This window comes from Arthrobacter sp. NPDC057013 (genome assembly GCF_042674585.1).
Classification (GTDB): Bacteria; Actinomycetota; Actinomycetes; order Actinomycetales; family Micrococcaceae; genus Arthrobacter.
Map to the genome: position 1 here is coordinate 171,779 of NZ_JBHUSE010000007.1, position 23,714 is coordinate 195,492.

Annotated in this window: 20 protein-coding genes; 10 read left to right on the plus strand and 10 right to left on the minus strand. The window is 68.3% G+C overall.

What is annotated here, in order from left to right; all coding sequences use genetic code 11:
- Positions 1 to 55: 55 nt before the first annotated feature.
- The 6 genes from purM to uraD all read right to left on the minus strand — a co-directional run bounded on the left by purM (position 56) and on the right by uraD (position 5,174).
- A complete protein-coding gene (purM, locus tag ACFTSA_RS12045; protein WP_377951521.1) occupies positions 56 to 1,219 on the minus strand; it encodes a phosphoribosylformylglycinamidine cyclo-ligase in 1,164 nt (387 codons plus the stop codon).
- Positions 1,219 to 2,952 (minus strand): amidophosphoribosyltransferase, encoded by a 1,734-nt coding sequence (gene purF, locus ACFTSA_RS12050; protein WP_377951523.1) that lies wholly within the window; start codon positions 2,950 to 2,952, stop codon positions 1,219 to 1,221. The genes purM and purF overlap by 1 nt, the downstream gene beginning before the upstream one ends.
- A 47-nt stretch (positions 2,953 to 2,999) precedes the next feature.
- Positions 3,000 to 3,410 (minus strand): hypothetical protein, encoded by a 411-nt coding sequence (locus ACFTSA_RS12055; protein WP_377951524.1) that lies wholly within the window; start codon positions 3,408 to 3,410, stop codon positions 3,000 to 3,002.
- A 62-nt stretch (positions 3,411 to 3,472) separates the two neighbouring features.
- The gene (locus ACFTSA_RS12060) at positions 3,473 to 4,330 is read right to left on the minus strand and encodes a fumarylacetoacetate hydrolase family protein (protein WP_377951525.1); all 858 of its coding nucleotides are present in this window, start codon (positions 4,328 to 4,330) and stop codon (positions 3,473 to 3,475) included.
- Between the two features lie 11 nt (positions 4,331 to 4,341).
- Complete coding sequence (gene uraH, locus ACFTSA_RS12065; protein ID WP_377951527.1) at positions 4,342 to 4,680, minus strand: hydroxyisourate hydrolase; 339 nt, start codon at positions 4,678 to 4,680, stop codon at positions 4,342 to 4,344.
- On the minus strand, positions 4,677 to 5,174 hold the full coding sequence (gene uraD / locus ACFTSA_RS12070; protein WP_377951528.1) for a 2-oxo-4-hydroxy-4-carboxy-5-ureidoimidazoline decarboxylase: 498 nt from the start codon (positions 5,172 to 5,174) through the stop codon (positions 4,677 to 4,679). Before uraD ends, uraH begins: the two co-directional genes overlap by 4 nt.
- 258 nt (positions 5,175 to 5,432) lie before the next feature.
- Here uraD and ACFTSA_RS12075 point away from each other — a divergent pair, with 258 nt between their 5' ends.
- A complete protein-coding gene (locus tag ACFTSA_RS12075; RefSeq protein WP_377951529.1) occupies positions 5,433 to 6,719 on the plus strand; it encodes an ATP-binding protein in 1,287 nt (428 codons plus the stop codon).
- Positions 6,716 to 9,214: an OpgC family protein gene (locus tag ACFTSA_RS12080; RefSeq protein WP_377951530.1), complete on the plus strand. Its 2,499-nt coding sequence runs from the start codon at positions 6,716 to 6,718 to the stop codon at positions 9,212 to 9,214. The genes ACFTSA_RS12075 and ACFTSA_RS12080 overlap by 4 nt, the downstream gene beginning before the upstream one ends.
- A gap of 247 nt (positions 9,215 to 9,461) precedes the next feature.
- On the opposite strand, the gene ACFTSA_RS12085 is transcribed toward ACFTSA_RS12080, so the two are convergent.
- The 4 genes from ACFTSA_RS12085 to ACFTSA_RS12100 are packed head-to-tail and all read right to left on the minus strand — an operon-like array spanning position 9,462 to position 13,386.
- Positions 9,462 to 9,887: an ATP-binding protein gene (locus ACFTSA_RS12085; RefSeq protein WP_377951532.1), complete on the minus strand. Its 426-nt coding sequence runs from the start codon at positions 9,885 to 9,887 to the stop codon at positions 9,462 to 9,464.
- The gene (locus ACFTSA_RS12090; RefSeq protein WP_003803017.1) at positions 9,880 to 10,212 is read right to left on the minus strand and encodes an STAS domain-containing protein; all 333 of its coding nucleotides are present in this window, start codon (positions 10,210 to 10,212) and stop codon (positions 9,880 to 9,882) included. Before ACFTSA_RS12090 ends, ACFTSA_RS12085 begins: the two co-directional genes overlap by 8 nt.
- Entirely contained in the window at positions 10,202 to 12,226 is a 2,025-nt protein-coding gene (locus tag ACFTSA_RS12095; protein WP_377951534.1) for a glycosyltransferase family 2 protein, read from the minus strand. Before ACFTSA_RS12095 ends, ACFTSA_RS12090 begins: the two co-directional genes overlap by 11 nt.
- Entirely contained in the window at positions 12,223 to 13,386 is a 1,164-nt protein-coding gene (locus tag ACFTSA_RS12100; RefSeq protein WP_377951535.1) for a PP2C family protein-serine/threonine phosphatase, read from the minus strand. Before ACFTSA_RS12100 ends, ACFTSA_RS12095 begins: the two co-directional genes overlap by 4 nt.
- A 322-nt stretch (positions 13,387 to 13,708) precedes the next feature.
- Between ACFTSA_RS12100 and ACFTSA_RS12105 the strand changes: the two genes are divergently transcribed.
- From ACFTSA_RS12105 to ACFTSA_RS12140, 8 genes are all read left to right on the plus strand, one after another.
- Positions 13,709 to 14,392 carry a response regulator transcription factor gene (locus ACFTSA_RS12105; protein ID WP_377951536.1) on the plus strand — a complete coding sequence of 228 codons (684 nt, stop codon included), beginning with the start codon at positions 13,709 to 13,711 and terminating at the stop codon, positions 14,390 to 14,392.
- A 23-nt stretch (positions 14,393 to 14,415) separates the two neighbouring features.
- On the plus strand, positions 14,416 to 15,843 hold the full coding sequence (locus ACFTSA_RS12110) for an ATP-binding protein (protein WP_377951538.1): 1,428 nt from the start codon (positions 14,416 to 14,418) through the stop codon (positions 15,841 to 15,843).
- A gap of 24 nt (positions 15,844 to 15,867) precedes the next feature.
- Positions 15,868 to 16,452: a TetR/AcrR family transcriptional regulator gene (locus tag ACFTSA_RS12115; protein WP_377951540.1), complete on the plus strand. Its 585-nt coding sequence runs from the start codon at positions 15,868 to 15,870 to the stop codon at positions 16,450 to 16,452.
- A 331-nt stretch (positions 16,453 to 16,783) separates the two neighbouring features.
- Positions 16,784 to 18,499: a choline dehydrogenase gene (betA, locus tag ACFTSA_RS12120; protein WP_377951541.1), complete on the plus strand. Its 1,716-nt coding sequence runs from the start codon at positions 16,784 to 16,786 to the stop codon at positions 18,497 to 18,499.
- A gap of 4 nt (positions 18,500 to 18,503) precedes the next feature.
- A complete protein-coding gene (locus tag ACFTSA_RS12125) occupies positions 18,504 to 20,012 on the plus strand; it encodes an aldehyde dehydrogenase family protein (RefSeq protein ID WP_377951542.1) in 1,509 nt (502 codons plus the stop codon).
- 151 nt (positions 20,013 to 20,163) lie between these two features.
- The gene (locus tag ACFTSA_RS12130) at positions 20,164 to 21,810 is read left to right on the plus strand and encodes an APC family permease (protein ID WP_377951544.1); all 1,647 of its coding nucleotides are present in this window, start codon (positions 20,164 to 20,166) and stop codon (positions 21,808 to 21,810) included.
- A gap of 57 nt (positions 21,811 to 21,867) precedes the next feature.
- Positions 21,868 to 23,013, plus strand: a complete 1,146-nt coding sequence (locus ACFTSA_RS12135) for an S-(hydroxymethyl)mycothiol dehydrogenase (protein WP_377951545.1) — start codon at positions 21,868 to 21,870, stop codon at positions 23,011 to 23,013.
- Positions 23,010 to 23,630 carry an MBL fold metallo-hydrolase gene (locus tag ACFTSA_RS12140; RefSeq protein ID WP_377951546.1) on the plus strand — a complete coding sequence of 207 codons (621 nt, stop codon included), beginning with the start codon at positions 23,010 to 23,012 and terminating at the stop codon, positions 23,628 to 23,630. Before ACFTSA_RS12135 ends, ACFTSA_RS12140 begins: the two co-directional genes overlap by 4 nt.
- Positions 23,631 to 23,714: the final 84 nt, after the last annotated feature.

Here is a 23,714-nt window from a genome sequence, read left to right on the forward strand (position 1 = left end):
CTTATGAAGGTTCAAAAGGGCAGGTACGGAGCACTCGACGACTTATTTGCCTTGGCTACGCGTAGGCGTTGACCAGCTGGACTGCGCCGCCGTCCACGCCCTTGGCGCCCTGCACGTAGTCCGGGCCGGCCTTGACCACGGCATCGGAGTCGGCGCTCACGGAACCCATGATCCAGGACGGCAGCCCGCGCTCGTTCAGGCGGGCCACGGCGGCGTCTGCGGCTTCGGCGGACACCACTGCCACCATGCCGACGCCGAGGTTCAGCGTGCGCTCCAGGTCGGGCAGCGGCACGCGGCCAAGTTCGGAGACGAGCTTGAAGATGGCGGGCAGCTCCCAGGTGGAGCGGTCAACCGTGGCAACGAGGCCCTGCGGCAGCACGCGCGCCAGGTTGGCGGCCAGGCCTCCGCCGGTGACGTGGCTGAAGCCATGCACAGCCTTGTCCCCAGTGACGGGGAACGCCCGGGCCAGGTCCAGGCAGTCGGCGGCGTAGACGCGGGTGGGCTCCAGCAATTCCTCGCCCAGCGTGCGGCCAAGTTCGGAGACCTGGCGGTCCAGGGCCCAGCCGGCGTGGTTGATGACGCGGCGGACCAGCGAGTAGCCGTTGGAGTGCAGGCCGGAGGAGGCCATGCCGATCACCACGTCGCCGGCGCGGACGCGGTCCGGGCCGAGCAGTGCGTCGGCCTCGACAACGCCGGTGGCGGCGCCGGCGACGTCGTACTCGTGCTCACCCAGCAGGCCGGGGTGCTCGGCGGTTTCGCCGCCCACCAGCGCGGTGCCGGCCACGGAGCAGGCGGCAGCGATGCCGCGGACGATGTCCGCGATGCGCTCCGGAACCACCTTGCCGCAGGCGATGTAGTCGGTCATGTACAGCGGCTCGGCGCCCACCACCACGATGTCGTCGACAACCATGCCCACGAGGTCGTAGCCGATGGTGTCGTGGATGTCCATGGCCTGGGCGATGGCCACCTTGGTGCCCACACCGTCCGTGGACGTGGCGAGCAGGGGCTTCTTGTAGGTCAGCAGCTTGGAGACGTCGTACAGGCCTGCGAAACCGCCGACGCCGCCAATCACCGATGCGTTGTGGGTCGCCTTGACGGCGTCCTTCATGAGCTCAACGGCGCGGTCGCCGGCCTCGACGTCCACACCGGCGGCCGCATAGGTGATGCCGGCGTTGTTCTGGGCGGCATTCATGTCAGCAGTGGAGGAAGCGGAAGTCATCAGGACTCTTTCTTGTCAGCGCCGACGGTCGCAGCGTCGTGGTGGAGATCGGGCACGCGGTCGGCGTCGGTGATCAGGTTCTCGAACTCGGAATCCGGCCCCGGGTCACAGCCCGTGGCACCCGGCTTTTCCGCGGGGTCCTCGGTCACCGGGATGCTGTCCGGGTTGCCGGGGGTGGCGGCAGCCGGTTCGATGGCGGCTTCGGCGGCAGCGTCCGCTGCCGGGGCTGCGGCAGCAGCGGCGCCGGACGCGGCGGGCAGCCCGCCAAGGTCCGTGCGCTCCAGCAGGTTCTTGCCAAGCTTGTCCGCACCGGGCAGTTCGATGGGGTACTTGCCCGTGAAGCATGCCGTGCAGAGGCGTTCGCGGGGCTGCTGGGTGGCGCCGATCATGCCGTCCTCGGAAATGTAGGCCAGCGAATCGGCGCCGATGGCCTGGGAGATCTCCTCGATGGTGGCGCCGTTGGCGATCAGCTCTGCCCGGGAGGCGAAGTCGATGCCGTAGAAGCAGGGCCACTGGACCGGCGGGGAGGAAATCTTGACGTGGACGGCGGCGGCGCCGGCCTCGCGAAGCATCCGGACGATGGCGCGCTGGGTGTTGCCGCGGACGATCGAGTCATCCACCACCACCACGCGCTTGCCGCGGATCACGGATTCCAGGGCGTTGAGCTTCAGCCTGATGCCCAGCTGGCGCAGTGTCTGCGAGGGCTGGATGAACGTGCGGCCCACGTAGGAGTTCTTGACGAAGCCGTGCGCGAACGGGATGCCGGATTCCTCGGCGTAGCCTACCGCCGCGGGGGTGCCGGATTCGGGGACCGGGATGACGATGTCAGCGGTCTGGGTGTTCTCGCGTGCCAGCTGGCGGCCCATCTCCACGCGGGATTCGTAAACGGACCTGCCGGCGATGGCGGCGTCCGGGCGCGCGAGGTAGACGTATTCGAAAACGCAGCCGGCCGGCGTCGGGTCCGCGAAGCGGCGGGACCGCACGCCCTGTTCGTCGATGGCGATGAACTCGCCGGGTTCGATCTCCCGGATGAAGCTGGCGCCCACGGTGGCGAGGGCTGACTGCTCGGAGGCGACCACCCAGCCGCGTTCCAGGCGGCCCAGGCAGAGCGGGCGGATGCCGAAGGTGTCGCGGGCTGCGTAGAGCGTGCCTTCATCCATGAAGACGAAGCAGAAGCCGCCGCGGATCTTGGGAAGCAGTTCGAGGGCGGTCTCCTCAAGGGTCTTGCTCTCTTCGCCTTCCAGCAGCGCCGTCACCAGGGCGGTGTCGGAGGTGTTGCCCTGCTTCATTTCGCCGCTGAGCTGGCCGCCGTTGCGCTCGTGGATCATGGCGTTGAGTTCGGCCGTGTTGGTCAGGTTGCCGTTGTGCGCCAGGGCCACCGTGCCGGTGGCGGTAGCGCCCAGCGTGGGCTGGGCGTTGGCCCAGTGGCTGGCTCCGGTGGTGGAGTAGCGGCAGTGGCCGACGGCCAGGTGCCCGGTCAGGGTGTTAAGCGTGGTCTCGTCGAAGACCTGGGACACGAGGCCCATGTCCTTGTAGACGTTGATCCGCTTGCCGTCGCTGGTGGCTATACCAGCCGACTCCTGTCCGCGGTGCTGCAGCGCGTACAGCCCGTAGTAGGTAAGTTTTGCTACTTCTTCACCTGGTGCCCAGACACCGAAGACGCCGCAAGCGTCCATCGGGCCTTTTTCGCCAGGGAGAAGATCATGAGAAAGTTTTCCATCGCCGCGTGCCACTGGTCGATTATCTCACGTCATGGGGTAGGGAAATTCCGGCCGCCGGATTATGACCGCCGGCCGGGCTCGCCGCCGTCGTCCGCGGTCCGCTCCGGGGCCGGGCCCGGCTCCGGCGCCGGTTCGGTGATTGTTTCCCCGCCTGCGGCGGCATGTCCTGCTTCCGGGATTGATTCGACGACGCCGCGGCGGGCGCGGCGGACGCTGGCCCGGTCCAGCGCAAGGGCGGCAATTGCGCCGAGAATCACACCGGCCGCGGCGCAGGGCACCATGAAGAAGCCGTACACGGTGCCGCGGTCGTAGCTGGCGTCACCGGGCAGGGCGTACGCAATGACCGCCGCCGCGGCAAAGCCCACCAGCCCGCCCAGGATCAGGAAGGGAACATACTTGGGGGCGCGCCGGACGGTGATCTCGCGCCGTTCAGGAATCCCGCGTTCGGGGGTGGGCTGGTCGGAAGACATGCCATCTAGCCTACTGTCATCCCGGCCGCCGGCCCGCCCCGGTATGTTCGGCCCGAGCGTGTTCAGGCCTGCGGCCCCGCCCGCACCAGCCGCTGCCGCTGTTCGCCCAGGAGCTCCCCGCCGGACATCCGCATGACGTCCCCGGCCTGCAGGAACGGGAAGCGGCCGGACAACGCCACGCCCTCCGGGGTGCCGGTGGTGATGAGGTCCCCGGGTTCCAGCACCATGTACTGCGAGAGCCGGCGGACCAGTTCGGCCGGTCCGAAGACCATGTCCGCCGTCGAGCTGTCCTGCCGGACCTCGTCATTGACCCAGGAGGCGAGGCGGATGTCGTCGGCCTGTACCGCCGCCGCGGGCACCAGCCAGGGCCCCACCGGGTTGAAGGTGGGGCAGGACTTGCCGAGGGACCACTGCGGCCCGGAGTGCTCCAGCTGGTACTCGCGCTCGGAGACGTCGTTGGACAGGAGGTAGCCGGCGATGCAGTCCGCCGCCTCCGCGTCGGAGGCCAGATAGCTGGCGCGCCGGCCGATGACCACGCCCAGCTCCACCTCCCAGTCCACGCGCTGCGCCCCGGGCGGGATGACGACATCGTCGTCGGGGCCCACCACGGTGTTGGGGTGCTTGAAGAAAATGATGGGGCGCTCGGGCACGGGCAGGCCGGACTCGGCGGCGTGCGCGGCGTAGTTCAGCCCCACGCCGATCACGGCGCCGGGCCTGGCGATCGGTGCACCGATCCGTTGGCCCTCGACGGTCACCCGGGGGAGGCCGGCCAGGTCCAGGTCTTCCAGTTGGCCGGACCAGTCCTGCAGGAAGTTCCCGTCAATATCCTGGGTGACCGGCCGCAGGTCGTAGGCCTGGCCGTCGTCGTGGATGACCACCGGAACCTCGTTGCCCGCCGGGCCAATGCGCATCAGCCGCATTTTGTCTCCTTTCAGCTGCCGCGGTAGGTGGAGTAGGCGAACGGGCTCAGCAGCAGCGGCACGTGGTAGTGCTCGGTGCCGGTGACCTCGAAGACCAGGTCCACCTCCGGGAAGAACGTCGTGCCGCCCTGCCGGGCGTAGTAGTCGCCGATGGCGAAGTTGAGCCGGTAGTTCCCGGGGGCCAGGACCTCCGGTCCCAGGTCCTTCGCGCGGCCGTCTGCATCGGTCGTGCCGCTGCCCAGCTGGGTCCAGCTGCCGCCGTCGTTCGCGTAAAGCACGACGGCGATCCCCGCCGCCGGGCGTCCGGCGCCGGTGTCCAGGACGTGGGTTGTCACGTGGGAAACGCTCATTCGCTGATCACTCCCTCCAAGCGGAGCAGCGCGATTTCCCGCAGCTGCTGCGCGACGATGGCGTCTTCCTGCGCCGGGGTGTTGGCCAGGCGCTCGTTCAGCGCCGCCAGGATTTCGGGCGCGGTGCGTCCGGCGGCGCGGATCAGGAACACCCGGCCGAATTTTTCCTCGTAGGCGCGGTTGCCGCGGGCCAGGGCGTCGGCCACCTCGGCGTCCGCCGGGTCCACGCCAGCCTGTTCGGACCGGGACATGGCGGCCTCGGTGGTCTTTGCGGCGGGGCGTTCGCCGATCCTCGGGTGGTGCGCCATGGCGCCTTCCACCTCATCCGGGGTGAACGGTGCGGCGGCGGCACGGGCTCCGTCAAGGAGCTCCTGGCGGGAGGCGAACGGGCGCGCAGCGGCAATCTGGTCCACCCAGCGCGGGACGTCGACGCAGGGACGCAGGACAGCGCTGGCGGCGTCCCTGTCCGCGGCATTGAATTCGGCAAGCTTCACGTTGTGATCCTCAGGCAGATGCTGGCATCCATGGTGACGGCTATGCGGAGGGCCGGATACTCTCCCGGCGATCACCACCCCCTAGGTCGAAGGCAGTGAGTTCCGCATCATGGAACTGTTATTTCAGCATACGTAATAGTCAAGCGGAGCGGGTCCGCCGGTGTCAAGAGACTACAGCAGGGGTTGGGCGTGGCCGGATAGTATCGGCGGCGGGGGGACTTGACGCTGGGTCGGAGTCCCGGCGGCGATAGGGGACGGATGAAAGGCAGCGGCGCTCGGACGCTCCCGGAGCAGGATATTGACCGGCAGGCCGCGCTGCAGGCCTATGGGCTGCTGGGCGATCAGGAAGGCATCGCTTTCCCGCCGGCCGGCGGCCCGTCCCGCCTAAATGTAGGCCGCGCCGGTTCCGCCCGCGCTGGCGCCGCCCGCACCGCCCTGGACAACCTCGTAGACCTGGCCGCCAAGCTCTGCCACGTCCCCTTCAGCGTGGTGAATGTTATTACCGCGGACCAGCAGCGCCAGATCGCGGCGTCCGGCGTCGAAGCGGGCATCTGCTCCCGTGAGGACTCGATGTGCGCCCGGGTGTTCCTGACCCGGGAAACCACCGTGGTCAGCGATGCATCCGAGGACCCGCGCTTTGCCAATAATCCGTTTGTGACCGGCGAGATCGCCCGCGTCCGTTTTTACGCCTCGGTGCCGCTGGAGACCGCCTCGGGCCTCGTGCTGGGCTCGCTGTGCGTTTTCTCCGATGCGCCGGCAAACCCCGTGCCTGAGCAGATCGCCATGCTGGAGCTTCTCGCCCAACAGGCCGTGGAACTCCTGGAGCTCCAGCACCGGACGCTGCAGCTGAACGAGGCGCTGGTTGAAGTGCGGCGGAGCAATGCCAAACTCGGGGACTTCGCTGGCCGCGTCAGCCACGACCTGCGCATTCCGCTGACCACGATCCTTGGCTACGTGGAACTGAGCGAGGACGATCCCGACATGCCGCCGGAGCATCCGGCCGCCGAGTACCTGCAGCTCATCGGCGCCAGCGGCAGGCGCATGCTGGCCATGCTCGAGGACGTGCTGGACTACTCGAAGGTGGGCGGGGCCCTGCATCCGCAGCCCGTCTCGCTGCGCGGGGCCGCCGCCGACGCCGCGCGGGACCTCGGCATTCCGTTTGGAGCCGGGGCCACGCTGGACTCCGACGACGCGCAGTTGCACGCCGATCCGCTCCAGCTCCGCGCGCTGCTGCAGAATCTGCTCTCCAACTCCCTGAACTACCGCAGCCCGGACCGTCCCTTGGAAATCCGCATCACCGCGGTCTCCAACTACCACGGGACCGCGGTCCTGGTGGCGGACAACGGCAAGGGGATCAGGCGGGAGGACAGGCAGCGAGCGCTGGAACCGCTGGTCCGTCTGCACAGGGAAGGGGACGGCCCGGGATCCGGGCTTGGCCTGGCCACCTGCAGGCGGATCGCGCAGGCGCACGGTGGTGACCTGACGCTTACGGAGACGGCCGGCGGCGGAACCACCGTGGTGCTGACCTTCCCCGCCGCACCGTGAACAGTCCCGCGAACAGCGCTGTGAACGGCGCCGTGATCCGCGCGTTCCTGCTGGTGGTCCTGCTGGTCCTGTTGCCGGCAGTCCTGCTGCCGGCGATCCCCGCGCAGGCAGGCACCGAGCCTGCCGTGGTGCCGGCCGCGGGGGAGAGGGCGGGCGCCGGCGATGGCCCGCTCTTCGGCGCCGCACTGGAGTGGGGCGAGGACAGCGCCGCCGGTTTCGCAGACCGCCTCGGCGCTACTCCGGCCATGTTCGGCCACGACATCGCCTTCCCGCTGCAGGATTCCGAGAAGGTCCACATCCGCGAATTCTTCCGGCAGAGCGACTCGCAGGGAGCCCATGCCCTGCTGACGGTCAAGCCCTCGCGGTCCCTGGACCAGGTGTCCGCCGGGGACGCCGCAGCGTTTGCCCGGACCGTGGAGCAGCTCAGCACCGGCTTCCAGGGCAGGCTGTACATCAGGTTCGCGCCGGACATGAACACCAGCTGGGTCTCCTGGGGCCAGCAGCCGGAGGCCTACCGGAACGCGTTCCGGGCTGTAGCCGCAGCCTTCAAGTCCCAGGACGACGCGGGAACCGTCATGGTGTGGCAGCCGTTCCTGGGCCGCGACTATCCGTTCCAGCGGAACCGCAACGCCCCCGTCCAGGGGTCGGCCGGCTTCAGGCTGCTGGACACCAACGGGGACGGACGCTGGGACGGCGCCGATGACGCCTATTCCCCGTACTACCCGGGCGACCACGCCGTGGAATGGGCCGGCCTGGGCGCATACCACGACGACACCGGCGGGGCCTCCGCCGTGAACACACTTCCGCCCGACGGCGAGCTGGCCGGCATGCTGACAGGCAGCGGCGGCGGATACGGTGACTTTTACGCGGACTACGTGCAGGGCCGCAGCAAGCCGCTGATGCTGCAGACGGCCGCATTCTTCAGCTCCACCGCGGGCGGCCCGGCTGAGTCGGAGATCAAGCTGGCCTGGTGGAACCAGGTGCTTGACGCCGCCTCGACAGCACGGTTCGGGAAGATCGGCGCCGTTGTCTGGGACGAGCGGACCAGCACCAGGGACACCGGGGTGGCAGCGATCGACTGGCGGCTGACCGGACAGCCCGGCATCGCCACGGCCGCCGGCGCGCGGCTGGCGGACTCAGCCCTCGTGACCGGGCCGGTGACGGCCCGCGCCGGGCTTGCCGGCGACGAATCAGGGGGCGTGGGGAAAGTGCTCGGCGGCATCGGTGCGTGGACGACGGCGGGTGCCCTGGCCGCCGTCGTAATCCTCCTCTGGCTGCTTCCCCGCTTCCTGCCCCGGGCGGCGGGCTGGGCGTACGGCGATCCTTCCCCGCGTGATTCCCGGGTGGACTTCCTGCGCGGCCTCGCCATTGTGTTCGTGGTGGTCAACCATGTGGGCATTACCTCGCTGTTCCAGCTGTTCACCCAGGAAGCGGTGGGTTTCGTGTCCGGCGCGGAGCTCTTTGTGCTCTTCTCGGGGCTGGTGCTGGGCATGGTTTTCGGTCCGCGGGTGAGGGACGGCTTCGGTGACGTGGTTGACCACACCACCAGGCGCGCCGGCAAGCTCTATGCCACCGCGCTCACGGTGCTGATCGGGGTCTTCCTGATCTCCCTGGTTCCCTCAGTCAACGCGGACACCCTGACGTCGTTCGTGGACCAGGGCACGGGGGCGGCCGGACGCGGCGGAGCGGGCCGCTCCTACGACCTGTACGCCGGAATGGATTCGCTGCTGCACTTCCCGGTGGCGCCGGAAGTCATTCCCGGCATCCTGCTGCTGCAGTTCGGCCCCTGGCAGTTCAATGTGATGGGCCTGTATGTGATCCTGCTCCTGGCCAGCCCACTGGTCCTGTGGGCCCTGTCGCGCGGAAAGGTGCTGTGGGTGCTGGCCGCCACCACGGCGCTGTACGCGGCCGGGGCGATCTTCCGGATCCGGCTGCTGCCGTCCGAATTCGAGGATTCCTTTCCGCTGCTGGTGTGGCAGGTGCTGTTCATCGTTGGCATGGTGGCCGGCTACCACCGGCGCCGGATCATCGGCTGGCTGGCCGCCCATGCGTGGGTGGTGGCGGCGTGCACCGTAGTGGCCGCGGCACTCGCGTTCCTGGCCTGGGGCAACCCCTATGTTGCCAACAGCTACGACGTCCGCGTGGCCATCCTGCCGGATACCACCTACCGGGCGCTGTATGACGCCTACTTCGGCCGGACCTACCTCGGCGTGGGGCGGCTGCTGAACGTCCTGGTGCTGGTGGTGGCCGCCTACGCGCTGCTGACGGCGTACTGGAAGCCGGTCCACCGGGCCCTGGGCTGGTTCCTGATCCCGCTGGGCCGGGCCACGCTGTACGTCTTCATCATCCACGTTGCCCTGATCGCCGTGATCGCCAACATCCCGGCCCTGCAGGAGGGCCGGGTGCTGTTCAACACCGCCGCCTACGCGGTGATCCTGATGCTGCTGTGGGTCATGGTCCGGACCCGGTTCCTGTTCCGCGTCATCCCCACCTGACGGCGCTTCCCCGGCTAGCCGCGGCGGGCGGCCAGGGCGCCGCGCAGGGCGTCCGCCGCGGCCGCGCTGCTGTTGATCCGCCAGTCGGTCGGCCAGGGTGGCCACCTCGTCCAGCTCCGCCGAAGCCAGCGGCCAGCCGGGGGTGCCCACCCCAAACCGCAGGGCGGACGTGCTGGACTGCAATGACGACGGCGCCGGTGATGTCGCCGTGGATCCCTCTGCTGTGGCGCTGTCAGGAACTTGGCGGTCAGGAACCGATGGGATCCCTGTCCAGGATCCATGTATTCGTCCCGTCCTGCCGGGTGAACGTCACGGTGGTGACCAGCGCGCGGATCAAAGCCAGCCCGCGGCCCGACTCGGCATCCTCGCCCGGCATGGCGGGATCGTCGTCGATGGCCGGGCTGGCGGCGCCAAAGGCGCTGACCTTGGCCCGCAGGCTCGACTGCCGGATGCAGATTTCCACGCCGAGTTCCACCGGGTCCGCTGACTCCGGCTTCGCATGCTGGACCACGTTGGCGGCGGCCTCGATCACGGCAGTGGCGAAGGTCATCCGGTCCATGTCGGGCACGAACGGGGCATCCTCCCAAAGGTCGTCCAGCTGGCCGTGCACGGCGTCGACGGACTCCGGGGTGGCCACACTCCGGAAGCTCCGGCGGGCCAGGACGTCAGTCATTGCCGAACGCCTCGTCAGCGGTGGCATAGGACGTCAGCACGCGGTCCATGCTGGTCAGCTCCAGAACCATCTTCACCTGCGGCTGGACGGCGGCGATGCGGAGGTCGCCGCCTGCCTGCCGGGCCGCCTTCAGGCAGCCGATGAGGGCTCCGAGTCCCGACGAATCCATAAAGGCGGTGTCCTCCAGGTTCACCACGATCCGGCTGGATCCCGAGGCGACAACGTCCGCCACGAACTCCCTCAGCTTGGGCGCGGAAACCATGTTCAGGCGGCCGGCGGCCTTGATTTCGGCGTACGAATCTTTGACCTCGTAACTAAGATCCATCCGAGTTCCTCTCTTCGATCAAACCCTCGTCTTCGAACACTGCCTGGCCCGGAAGGACCTCCGGCCCGGAACCCTCTACTCCAAGACCCCGCGGCTCAAAACCCTCGTACAGCACCGCCCGGACCAGGATGCTCATGACCACGAGGTCGAACACCACCCAGGCCACGTTGACCAGCGTACCGATCGGTTCGGACATGCCAGCGGCAAGGCGCGCGATGCCCACCGCCGAGGAGATGGCCAGCAACACGGACACCACAATCTGCGGCCGGATCAGGCTCCAGCTGGGCCCGCCGGTCTGGCGGTCCTTGGGGGTGACGGCGAACCCCAGGGGCCGTCCGAACCAGACGTTCCGGGCCGCCGTCGTACATGCCTTGATCCACGTGGGGAACAGCGCAAGGCTGTACTGCTGCCCGCGCCAGGTGGGGATGCCGCGGCCGGCGATGGCAAACAGCAGCTGATTGACCACCATGAACGGAATGAACCGAACGAAGAAGTCGGCGCTGAGGCTGGTGACCGGCAGGATCCCGAGCAGCAGGTAGACGATGGGGGCGGCAAAGTAGATCACCGCGGCGAAGCCACTGAGGTAGGTCCACATGGTGGCGAAGTACATGAGCCGCTGGCCCAGTTTCAGGCCGCGCTGCACCAGCGGGTTTTCCCGGAGCATCACCTGGATGGTGCCCTGGGCCCAGCGCAGCCGCTGGGTCAGCATGGTGGCGAGGTCCTCCGGGGCGAGGCCGTACGCGAGGATCTCGTGGTGGTAGACGCTCTCCCAGCCCATGCCGTGGATGCGCATGGCGGTGGCCATGTCCTCGGTCACGGAGATGGTGGCCAGCGGCATGACGGGCTGGGCTTCGCCCGTACGCTCCACGGAGAGGGCGTCCAGCACGGCCTGCACCGATTCGATGGCACCCAGCGGGGACCAGTCCCGGGCGGACATGCGCTGCACGGCGTCGTCGGCCACCACGGGGACGCCGGAGTCGCCCACGTGCGCCAGTTCCATGGCGGCGATTTCCTCGAGGTCCGCCTGCAGCGCGGACACATCGGCCTGGACCAGGGCCTGGACTGCCTGGTCCACCTTCCGGCGCACCCGGTAGGTGATCTCGCTCAGGGACTCGCCGTCGTCGAGCCTGCGCCGCGCTTCGGCGGTTGCGGCCTCCACCTCATCGAGCATCTGCGCCACGAGGAGATTGTCCGAATCGGCCGATTTCCGTGCCTTGCGGATGGCCGACTGGGAGGCCGCCAGGGCGCGGCGGATGCTCTTTTCCGTCTCCTTGACGTACCCCACCAGGCCCAGTTGCATGAGGGCCTCGCGGCGGAGGATGGCGTTGGAGCCGCAGAAGAAGGCCGCGTTCCAGCCGTCCTTGCCCTGCTGGATGGGGCCGTAGAACAGCGGCGCCTGGCTGCCCAGGGGATCGGAGGCGGGGACGTTGCTGAAGTACTGGGGCGTCTGCACCAGCGCAACCCTGGGGTTGGTGAAGTAGCCCAGCGTCTTGTCGAGGATGTCCGGCTCGGGGATCTGGTCGGCGTCGAGGATCAGCAGGAACTCGCCCTCGGTGACCATGAGGGCGTTGTTGAGGTTGCCGGCCTTCGCGTGGCGGGGCATGTTCTTCCAGTCCGCGCTGCGGGTGACGTACCCCAGCCCGTGCTCCTCGGCGAGGCGGCGCATCTCGGGGCGGGCGCCGTCATCGAGGATCCAGGTGCTGTGCGGGTGCCGGATGCGCTTCGCCGCGAGGGCCGTGGTCATCACGAGGTCCAGCGGCTCGTTGTATGTGGTGATGAAGACGTCCACGGTGGCCCCGGCGGGAGGAAGCGGCGCGGCCTTGCGGATTTTCAGGCGCCACAGGGTCATGCCGAACAGCATGACGTCGATGAGGCTGTAGGTTTCCGCGGCCACGAGCGGAACGGCAATCCACCAGGCTTCCCAGTTCAGCGAGGCCAGCCAGCGCCAGGCGATGTAGTTGATCCCCAGGAGCACCGTCAGGAGGATAACCACACGGGTCCAGAAACGCGTCACTCCGCAGCCGTTCCGGCCGCCGCCGGTCCGGCTGCCGCGGCCGCCCCGGCCGCCGCCCGTGTCAGCGCCAGGCGCCGCACGACGACCGCGGTGACGTCGTCCTCCGCGGTCTCGGCCGGGGCCAGTTGGAGCAGGGCGGCGCAGGCCGCCTCCGCGGTGGGCTGCCCGTGCGTCGACCGGCGGACGGCATCGGTGAACTCCTCGACGGAGCCGAACACGTCGAGGACGCCGTCGCTCACGACGACGAGCCAATCGCCGGCGCCAAGCTGCAGGTCCGCTTCGGTCCAGCCGACGTCCCCCCATGCCCCGACGGGCGGGCCGGCGGACGGAAGCCGCTGCGCACCGCCGTCGGCCTGAACGTGGATCGCCAGGCCGTGGCCGGCGTCGACGTAGCTGACCGTGCCGGAGCGGGCGTGCAGCCGCGCGTGGAAGAGCGTGACGAATGACCCGGAAATGTCCAGGTCCGACGCGATCGAGCGGCTGGCCAGGCTGAAGGCACTGCCGAGGTCCGGCTCGTGGCGGACCGAGCGCATCACCGCCCTTGCGGTGGCCGCGATGAGGGCGGCGCCCATGCCCTTGCCCATGGCATCGGCGAAGGTGAGGTGCAGCCCGTCGGGTGTCTGGTACCAGTCGTAGAAGTCGCCGCCCACGCTGCGGGAGGGGCGGAACACGCCAGCCACCTCATAGCCGTCCAGCCGGACCTCCTCGCGGGGGAGCAGGCTCTGCTGGACCTCGGCGGCGCGGCGGAGGTCGTTCTGGGCGGCCTCGTCGGCGGCGGGGGTGCGGGAGCGGCGGAACAGCGCATTGATCCGGGACTGGAACTCACGGGGGCTGAACGGCTTGTTGATGTAGTCGTCCGCCCCGTTGTCCAGGCCGGTGAGCTTGTCCAGCTCGTCCACCCTGGCCGTCAGCATGATGATGAACGCGTCCGAGAACTCCCGCAGCCGCTTGCAGACCTCCAGCCCGTCCAGATCGGGAAGGTTCAGGTCCAGCGTGACCAGGTCCGCCTTGGTGTTCCGCACCGCCTCGATGCCCGGCAAGCCGGCGCCGGCCTCGGTGACTTCGAAGCCCTGCTTGCCCAGCACCCGGACCAGCAATCCCCGGATGTCCGGGTCATCCTCGATCACGACGGCGCGGCGCGGCTCAGGGGTTGAAGACATGCCTCTATTAACTCCTGTCTCTACAGACTTGTCACGCCACACCTGCAACAAGCCCAGGGGGTTGGGCCTGCGTGGATACCCGGTCATCGCTCTCTCACTTTTCGCAGGGTTTCACCCGACGCTCTATCGGTTGCTGCAGCGTTTTGGCTGATCCTCTCTCGACCGGTGAGAGAGGGTGCGGGTTTTTCCTGCAGGAGTTGAGAGCGCGTTTGGGGGTGGTTGGGGCCCTCGGGGGTCCAAGAATTGTCAAAGTTCTGAGAAGTAGGCTGGTCAGGCCGTGGCTATCCGCCGCGGCACCGTTCCGGCCGGAAGATAATCGGATATGCAGATCCTGGTGGTTGAAGACGACGAATCCGTGGCCGCCGGCGTGCTGGAGGGCCTGACCAGGGCCGGCTTCCAGGCCCGGCACGTCGCCGACGGGGCAGGGGCGCTCGCCGAGGTCCGGTCCTCCAGCCCTGACTTCGTGCTCCTTGACCTGGGGCTGCCGGACATGGACGGCACGGACGTCTGCCGGTCCATCCGCTCGCTGACCATGACGCCGATCATCGTCGTCAGTGCCCGTGACGAGGAGATTGACCGGGTGCTGGCCCTGGAGCTTGGTGCGGACGATTACCTGGTGAAGCCGTTCGGCATGCGCGAACTCATCGCCCGGATCCGTGCCGTGGCCCGCCGCACGGCCGACCCGCAGTCCGAGACCGCACCGCCGGCCGACGGCACCCGCGTGATCGGCACACTCAGCATCGACCAGCGCTCCCGGCGGGTCCTGGTGGACGGCACCGAAATCCACCTCACCGCCAAGGAATTCGAGCTCCTGTACTACCTGGCCGAGGACCCCGGTGCCGTCTGCCAGCGCGGCGACATCCTGCGCGCCGTGTGGGACGGCACCTGGTACGGAACCACCAAGACCTTGGACGCGCACGTGGCCGCAATCCGGAAGAAGCTCGGTGACCCCCGCTGGATCGAGGCGGTGCGCGGCGTCGGGTTCAGGCTGGACGTGCCCGGGTGAGGTGGCGGCTGATTGGCGCGTTCATGGCCATCACGCTCCTGGTGGTGCTGGTGCAGGACATTCCACTGGGCAGCTACCTCGTCCGGGTGGAACGCGACCGGCTGGCCACCTCGCTGGAACGTGATGCCTTCCTGCTCAGCGGGCGGACCCGGCAGCTGCTGGAGACGGGCGGTCCGGCACCCGGGACGGTGGCCGCTGCCGTCCGCGATTACGGCCGCGCCAGCGGGGCCCGCGTGGTGGTGGTGGACCGCGCCGGCACAGCGGTGGCAACGTCCGACGACGACCAGTCGGCTACCGGGGCCTCGTACCTTTCGCGCCCCGAGATTTCCGCCGCGCTCGCCGGCCAAATCACGTCCGGCCAGCGCCACTCGGACACCTTGGGATTCGACCTCGTGTACGTCACGGTTCCCGTGCTCAGCGGCGAAAATATCACCGGCGCAGTGCGCCTGACCTACCCGGCCTCCGTGGTGGACGACCGCGTGTCCGGCCAGCTCAAGGTGATGTGGGCGGTAGCCGGCACCACCGTGCTGCTCGCCGGGCTGCTGGCCTACCTGATGGCCGGCGCCGTGACCCGGCGCATCAAGCGGCTGCAAAAGGCCACGGAGCTGCTGGCGGAAGGCAACCTCGCCACCCGCACCGAGGAGGAGCAGGGGCCGCCGGAGCTGCGCACCCTGGCCCGGTCCTTCAACCAGATGGCCGACCGGCTGGAGCACCTGCTGCAGCAGCAGCGCGGATTTGCCAGCGATGCCTCCCACCAGCTGCGCACCCCGCTGACAGGGCTGCGGCTGCGCCTGGAGAACGCCGTGGACGCCGTGGGCAACGATCCCGACGGCGCGCGCGTCATGGTGGCCGACTCACTCGAGGAGACGTACCGGCTGCAGCGGATCATTGACGGCCTGCTCCTCCTGAGCCGGGCGGACAGCCGGCAGATGGACCGGGAGGACGTGGACCTCAGCGAGATCGCCAGGAACCGCGTGGAACAGTGGGAGGCGCTTGCCGAGGAAAGCGGGGTGCGGACGGTGCTGGACGCGGTTCCGGAGGCCAGGGTAACGGCAATGCCGGGCGCGGCGGAACAGATCATCGACAACCTCATCGACAACGCCCTGGCGGTGGCCCCCCAGGACTCGGAGATCCGCCTGGTGGTGCGGCCGGATGGCGCCTCGGGAGGCTATGAGCTGCACGTGCTCGACGACGGTCCGGGGCTTTCCGCGGAGGACCGGCACCGGGCCTTCAACCGCTTTTGGCGCGGGCAGTCAACGTCCGAGGGCAGCGGTCTGGGCCTGGCGATCGTCCAGCAGCTCGCCGAGGCCAGCGGCGCGGCGGCGTCCCTCGAAGCCAGGACAGGAGCCCGGGGCCTGGACGCCCGCGTGACCTTCAAGGCCGCACCTCCAGGCACGCACCGGGCCCCTGACCAGAAATCGCCCGCCGCACGGACAGCAGATGCACCGTAGCGGGTTTCGCCATAGTCTGGCCCAGTGGATACAGGCACCGTGAAATCCGGCGAACAGGTTGACAGGCAAGCGCGCATTCTCGAGGCGGCGCTGGACCTGCTGTCCCGCCATGGCATCTCGGGTGTGAGCATGCGCGCCGTGGCCCGCGAAGCCGGGGTAGCCCTGGGGCTTGTCAACTACTACTACGAAGACAAGTCGAGCCTGATCCGGGCGGCGCTGCACCGGATTGACGAGCGCGACCTCGAGCTGGTGGCGCCCGACCCGGCATCGACCCCGGACGAACAGCTCCAAAAAGCCCTCCGGCGCGTTGCGGACCCGGAACTGCTGACCACGCAGCACCTGTCCCTGCGCCTCCACCTGTGGGCGCTCGCGCAGGCCCATCAAGACTTTGCGCTGATCAATGCCGCGGCATTTGACCGGTATCTGGATGGGCTTGCGGCGCTGATCGGAAATGCCAAACCCGAGCTTTCCGCCGCTGAATGCAAGGAGCGGGCCGCCGACATCGTCGTGGTGCAGAACGGCATGTGGCTCACGTCCCTCCTCGGCGTCGACGAGGCATCCATCCAGCGGAGCCTCGCCCGCACGGAGGAGATCGCCTTCGCCGGCTAGCGGTTACAAGGCGCAGCGGCACAACCCCTAGCTTAGACAAGGCCTTCGCGGGCCGGGCAGACGCGTGCCCAAAAAATCTTGAACATCGGTTCAGTTTTAACCTTGAACGCTCGTTCAATCTGCACTAATCTGCTTGTGTATGACCTACACCACACAAGCGGGGTCCCGCGGAAATAACGGCGTTTCATCGGCGGCTTCCGGACTGCGGCTCAGGGAAAACACCATCAGCCGCACTCCCTGACCATCTCGTTAGACCCCCCACCGCCAGCGTCCGGACGAAGGACAATCCGCTCCCGGCAGGTGATCTGCACCAGGTAGAAGGAGATTTTGCATGACACAGACCAATTACGACTACGTCATCGTGGGCGGCGGAAGCGCGGGCTCCGTGCTCGCCAACCGCCTGAGCGACGGAGGCCAGAGCAGCGTCCTGGTCCTGGAGGCCGGGCGGAGCGACTACCCCTGGGACCTTTTCATCCAGATGCCCGCGGCGCTGACCTTCCCCAGCGGCAATCCGTTCTACGACTGGCGCTACGAGTCCGATCCCGAGCCCTACATGGGCGGCCGGCGCGTGGCGCACGCCCGGGGCAAGGTCCTGGGCGGCTCGAGCTCCATCAACGGCATGATCTTCCAGCGCGGCAACCCGCTCGACTACGAGCGCTGGGGCGCCGACGCCGGCATGGAGACCTGGGACTTCGCGCACTGCCTGCCGTACTTCAACCGGATGGAAAACGCGCTGGCCGCCGACCCCGACGATGAACTGCGGGGACACTCCGGCCCGCTGGTGCTGGAGCGCGGCCCCGCCACCAACCCGCTGTTCCAGGCCTTCTTCGCCGCCGCCCAGGAAGCGGGCTACCCCCTGACCGACGACGTCAACGGCTACCGCCAGGAGGGCTTTGCCGCATTCGACCGCAACGTCCACAAGGGCCAGCGGCTCTCCGCCTCCCGCGCCTACCTGCGGCCGGAGTTCGGCCGGAAGAACCTGACCGTCCTGACCCGCGCCCTCGTCACCAAGGTCAACTTCAAGGGCAACGTCGCCACCGGCGTCACCTACCGCCGCAATGGCAAGACCCACCAGGTGAGCGCGGGTGAAGTGATCCTGGCCGGCGGCGCCATCAACACCCCACAGCTGCTGCAGCTCTCCGGCGTGGGCAACGCAGCCCACCTGAACTCGCTGGGCATCAACTCCGTGGCCAACCTGCCCGGCGTCGGCGAAAACCTCCAGGACCACCTCGAGGTCTACATCCAGCACGCCTGCACCCAGCCGGTCTCCATGCAGCCGGCCCTGGACCTCTGGCGCTACCCGCTGATCGGGCTGCAGTGGATGCTGGGACGGAAGGGCCCCGCGGCCACCAACCACTTCGAGGGCGGCGGCTTCGTCCGCTCCAACGAGGATGTGGACTACCCCAACCTGATGTTCCACTTCCTCCCGGTGGCCGTGCGTTACGACGGCCAGAAGGCGGACGCCAAGCACGGCTACCAGGTGCACATCGGGCCCATGTACTCCGACGCCCGCGGCAGCCTGAAGATCAAGTCCACCGATCCCACGGTGCACCCGTCCATGCTGTTCAACTACCTCTCCACCGACCAGGACCGCCGCGAGTGGGTCGAGGCGATCCACGTCGCCCGCGACATCCTCGGCCAGTCCGCCATGGGGCCCTTCAACGGCGGAGAGCTTTCCCCCGGCCGCGCCGTGCAGACCGACGCGGAGATCCTCGACTGGGTGGCCCGCGACGCCGAGACGGCGCTCCACCCGTCCTGCACCGCGAAGATGGGCCCGGACTCCGATCCCATGGCCGTGGTGAACCCGCTGGACATGACGGTGCACGGCACCAGCGGCCTCCGCGTGGTGGACGCCTCGGCCATGCCCTACGTCACCAACGGCAACATCTACGCCCCGGTGATGATGCTCGCCGAGAAAGCCGCCGACCTGATCGCCGGCAAGGCCCCGCTCGCGCCCCAGCACGCCGAGTTCTACCGTCACGGGGTGAGCCCGCTGGAACGCGGCGGAACCGCGCCGGCAGCAACCGCCGTGGCAGCGAAGGGCTAAGGGCATGAGCGTGACAATCGATACCAAGCTTGAGCTCGCCCGCGGCCTCTACATCGACGGCGGTTGGCAGCAGCCGTCCGACGGCGGAACTACCGTTGTGCGGTGCCCGGCGGACGGGCGGGAGGTGGCTGTGGTCGCCAAGTCGACGGCGGAGGACGCGGAGCGGGCGATCGCCAGTGCGCGGGCCGCGTTCGACGACGGCCCGTGGCGGCGGCTGACGGACATCGAGCGCGGTGCGGTCATGCTCCGCGTGGCCGATCTGCTCGAACGGGACAAAGCCGCGTACGCCAGAGCGGAGGCGCTGGACACGGGCAAGCGGCTCGTGGAGGCGGAGTACGACATGGACGATATCGCCGCGTGCTTCCGGTACTACGGCAAGATCGCCGGGCTGGACGCGGGCCGGGTCATCGACACCGGCCGCGCGGACGCGATCAGCCGGGTGATGTACGAACCGCTCGGGGTCTGCGCGCTGATCGCGCCGTGGAACTACCCGCTGCTGCAGGCGGCATGGAAGGTCGCGCCGGCACTGGTCACGGGGAACTCGTTCGTGCTCAAGCCCAGCGAGCTCACGCCGTCCACCGCGATCCTGCTGATGGAGACCCTCGCCGAGGCCGGCGTGCCCGCCGGCGTCGCGAACCTGGTCACCGGGTCCGGGTCGAAGGTGGGCGGACCGCTCAGCTCCGACCCGCGCGTCGACCTCGTCTCGCTCACCGGAAGCCTGGCCACGGGTCAGACGATCATGGCCGCAGCCGCCGAAACGGTGAAGCGGGTGGCATTCGAGCTTGGCGGGAAGAACCCGAACGTCGTCTTCGCGGACGCGGACTGGGACGCCGCCGTTGACAACGCGCTGACAGCGGTGTTCCTGCATTCGGGCCAGGTCTGCTCGGCAGGGGCACGGCTCGTCGTCGAGGAGACCATCGCCGAACGCTTCGTGGCGGAGGTGGTCCGGCGGGCGAAGACGATCCGGATGGGCGGGCCGTTCGATCCCGACGCCGAGACGGGGCCGCTCATCTCAGCAAAGCACCGGGAGCAGGTCCACGCCTACGTCCAGGCCGGGATCGCGGAGGGCGCAGAGCTGTTGTGCGGTGGCTACATTCCCGACGAGGGACCGCTCGCGGACGGTTTCTTCTACCCTCCCACCGTGCTTGGCAACTGCCGGTCCGGCATGAGCGTGCTGCAGGAGGAATCGTTCGGCCCGGTGCTGACGGTCGAGACGTTCCGGACCGAGGCCGAGGCCATCGCGATCGCGAACGACACCGAGTACGGCCTGGCAGGCGCGGTGTGGACGTCGGACGCGTCCAAAGCGCAGCGGGTCGCGGGCGCCCTGCGGCACGGCACGGTGTGGATCAACGACTACCACCCTTACGTGCCGCAGGCGGAATGGGGCGGTTTCGGGAAGTCCGGGATCGGCCGTGAACTCGGCCAGGCGGGCCTGTCCGAGTACCGCGAAGCCAAGCACATCTGGCAGAACGTTGCCCCCGCGCCCAGCGGCTGGTTCGGCTCAGCCGGCTAGGCAACAACTTTGGGGGGAGACGGCCGGGCGCTGCAGCGCGGGGCCCGGCCGTCAATATACGTGCGTGCGATTTCACGTGCGTGTAGTGTTACCCGCGTCCAAAGGCGGCCGCGGGTTATCACCATCGTGCTTTTCTGACTTAGGAGTTCAGATGTTGGAACCCAGCAAGAGTACTGATTCAAGCGGCATGGACGAGTTCGGCTATGCCCAGACCCTGGACCGAAGCATTGGCAAGTTCGCCAGCTTCGCAGCCGGCGTCAGCTACATCTCCATCCTCACCGGCGTTTTTCAACTGTTCTACTTTGGTTTCTCCATGGCCGGCCCCGCATACGCGTGGTCCTGGCCCATCGTTTTCGTCGGCCAGCTCATGGTGGCGCTGTGCTTTGCCGAACTGGCAGGCCGCTACCCCGTGGCCGGCTCGGTCTACAACTGGGCCAAGCGCCTCGCCTCCGGGACCTCGGCCTGGCTCGCCGGCTGGCTGCTGCTGCTGTCCTCGATCATGGCGCTGGGGTCCGTGGCGCTGGCACTGCAGATCACCCTGCCGCAGCTGTGGTCCGGATTCCAGATCGTCGGCGACGGCACCGGCACCTACGACTTCGCCCTTAACGGAGTTCTGCTCGCCACCATCATGATCACGATCTCCACCCTCATCAACGCGTTCGGCGTGAAGCTCATGACCAGGATCAACAGCATCGGCGTGTTCGTCGAACTGATCGCGGCCGTGCTGCTCATCCTCGCGCTGGCCTGGCACGTGGCGCGGGGACCCGAGGTCTTCTTCGACACCGCCGGCTTCGGCGAGGGCCACGACCTCGGCTTCTTCGGCGTCTTCCTCATCGGCGCCATGGCCTCCGGCTACGTCATGTACGGCTTCGACACCGCCAGCTCCCTCGGCGAGGAAACCAAGGACCCGAAGCGCACCGCCCCGAAGGCCATCCTGCGCGCCGTCACCGCGTCCTTCCTGCTGGGCGGGCTGATCCTGCTCTTCGGCATCCTGGCCGCGCCGGACCTCACCGACCCCAAGATCGGAGCTGCCGACGGCGGCCTGCAGCACATTGTGCTCTCCGTCCTGGGCGGCCCCTTCGGCAAGGCGTTCCTCGTGTGCATCGTGGTTGCCGTCGTGGTCTGCACCCTGGCCGTCCACGCCGCCGCCATCCGGATGATGTTCGCCATGGCCCGGGACAACAATCTGCCGTTCAGCCGGCAGCTCAGCAAGGTGGACCCGGTCCGCAAGACCCCCACCGTTGCGGCCATCGTGATCGGCGTCCTGGCCGTCATCCCGCTGCTCGTCAACATCACGCAGCCCGCGATCTTCACCATTCTGTCCAGCATCAGCATCGTCCTGATCTACCTGTCCTACCTGCTGGTGACCGTCCCCATGCTGCGCAAGCGTCTGGCGAAGAGGTGGCCGGGCGCCGAAGACCGCTCCGAGACCGGCTTCAGCATGGGCAAGTGGGGACTGCCCGTGAACATCCTGGCGGTCCTGTGGGGCGGCGCCATGACGCTGAACCTGATCTGGCCGCGCCCCGAGATCTACAACTCGGTGCCGCCGTTCGAGTGGTACCTGCAGTGGGGCGGGGTCCTGTTCGTCGCCGCCGTTACCGGCGGCGGTGCGCTGCTCTACCGCCTCAAGATCAGGCACCAGACGGGGGTCCTCGCCGAGCACGCCGCACCGGCTCCCATCCCGGGCCAGGCTCCGGTGCCTGCGCAGGAGCCGCCCGCCCACCTCGACGCCAGCAGCACGGCGAATGGAATGTCCGGTCCTCGGGACGGGGATTTCGAACCGCAGCAAGTCGGTTAGATTGGGCTGAAGTGCCACAGCCATAGGGCCCCGGGCTCAGGAAAGGAATGTGACCTCATGGTTCATAAAGTGAAGGCAGTTGTTGTCAGGGCTAAGGATGCTCCGGTGTCGGTGGAGACGATTCTGGTGCCGGATCCGGGTCCGGGCGAGGCTTTGGTTGATGTTCTGACGTGCGGGGTGTGCCATACGGACCTGCATTACAAGCTGGGCGGTATTGGTGATGACTTCCCGTATCTGCTGGGCCATGAGGCCACGGGTGTGGTGTCCGCGGTGGGTGAGGGTGTGACCGAGGTGGCTCCGGGCGACCGGGTGATCCTGAACTGGCGTGCGGTGTGCGGGCAGTGCCGGGCGTGCGCGAAGGGCCAGCCGCAGTACTGCTTCAACACGGCCAACGCCACCCAGAAGATGACCCTGGAGGACGGTACCGAGCTGTCACCGGCGCTGGGGATCGGGGCGTTCGCGGAGAAGACCCTCGTCGCTGCCGGGCAGTGCACCAAGGTTGACGAGGACGCCGATCCGGCCGCCGTCGGGTTGCTGGGGTGTGGTGTGATGGCCGGGATCGGGGCGGCGATCAATACCGGTGAGGTCAAGCGCGGGGAGTCGGTGGCCGTGATCGGCTGCGGCGGCGTGGGCATGGCCGCGATCGCCGGCGCGAAGCTCGCCGGGGCGACGACGATCATCGCCGTGGACATCGATGAGAACAAGATCGAGATGGCGAAGTCTTTGGGCGCGACGCACGGGGTCAACTCGCGTGCCACTGACCCCGTGGAGGCGATCCGGGCACTGACGGGCGGGAATGGCGCGGATGTGGTGATCGAGGCCGTGGGCCGGCCGGAAACGTACAGGCAGGCGTTCTACGCCCGGGACCTGGCCGGCCGGGTGGTCCTGGTCGGGGTCCCGACGCCGGAGATGCAGCTCGAGCTGCCGCTGCTGGATGTGTTTGGGCGGGGCGGGTCGCTGAAGTCGTCCTGGTACGGGGACTGCCTGCCCTCCCGGGACTTCCCCATGCTCGTCTCCCACTACAAACAGGGGAACCTGGACCTGGACGCGTTCGTGTCCGAACGGATCACGATCGACCAGGTCGAGGAAGCGTTCGAGAAAATGCACGAAGGCAAGGTCCTGCGCTCCGTCGTCGAAATCCAGCCCGCCACCCAGCCCACCGCAGCCGCAACCGGAACCGCAACCGCAGGAGCATCCGCATGAGCGTCAGGATCGAGAACCTGGTCACCTCCGGCACGTTTTCGCTGGACGGCGGGACGTGGGATGTGGACAACAACGTCTGGATCGTGGGCAACGAGGAGGAGTGCGTGGTCATTGATTCCCCGCACGACGCCGCCGCGATCATCAACGCCGTGGCCGGCCGGAAGGTCCTGGCGGTCCTGCTCACGCACGCGCACAACGACCACATCGGCGCCGCCCGCGAACTCGCCCAGGCTGTCGGCGCGCCGGTCTGGCTGAACCCGGAGGACCAGGTCCTCTGGGAACAGGTCTACCCCGGCACCACCCCCGATAAGGAAATCAAGGACGGGGACGAGTTCCCGGTCGCCGGCGCAGCACTGAAGGCGATCCACACCCCCGGCCACTCACCCGGCTCCACCTGCTTCCACCTCGAAACCGAAAACACCGTGTTCACCGGCGACACCCTGTTCAACGGCGGACCCGGCGCGACCGGCCGTTCCTACAGCGACTACCCCACCATCCTGACCTCCATCCGCGAACGGCTCCTCACCCTCCCGGCAGAGACGATCGTCAGGACCGGACACGGCGAGAACACCACCATCGCCGCCGAACGCGAAACCCTCGCCAAAGTCCCCCAGTAAAAGATGGCACAGTAAGAAGATCGACAAGATTGCCACACCTAAAGGCGCGCCAGGAATGCCTGGCGCGCCTTCGTGGCGGTCAAA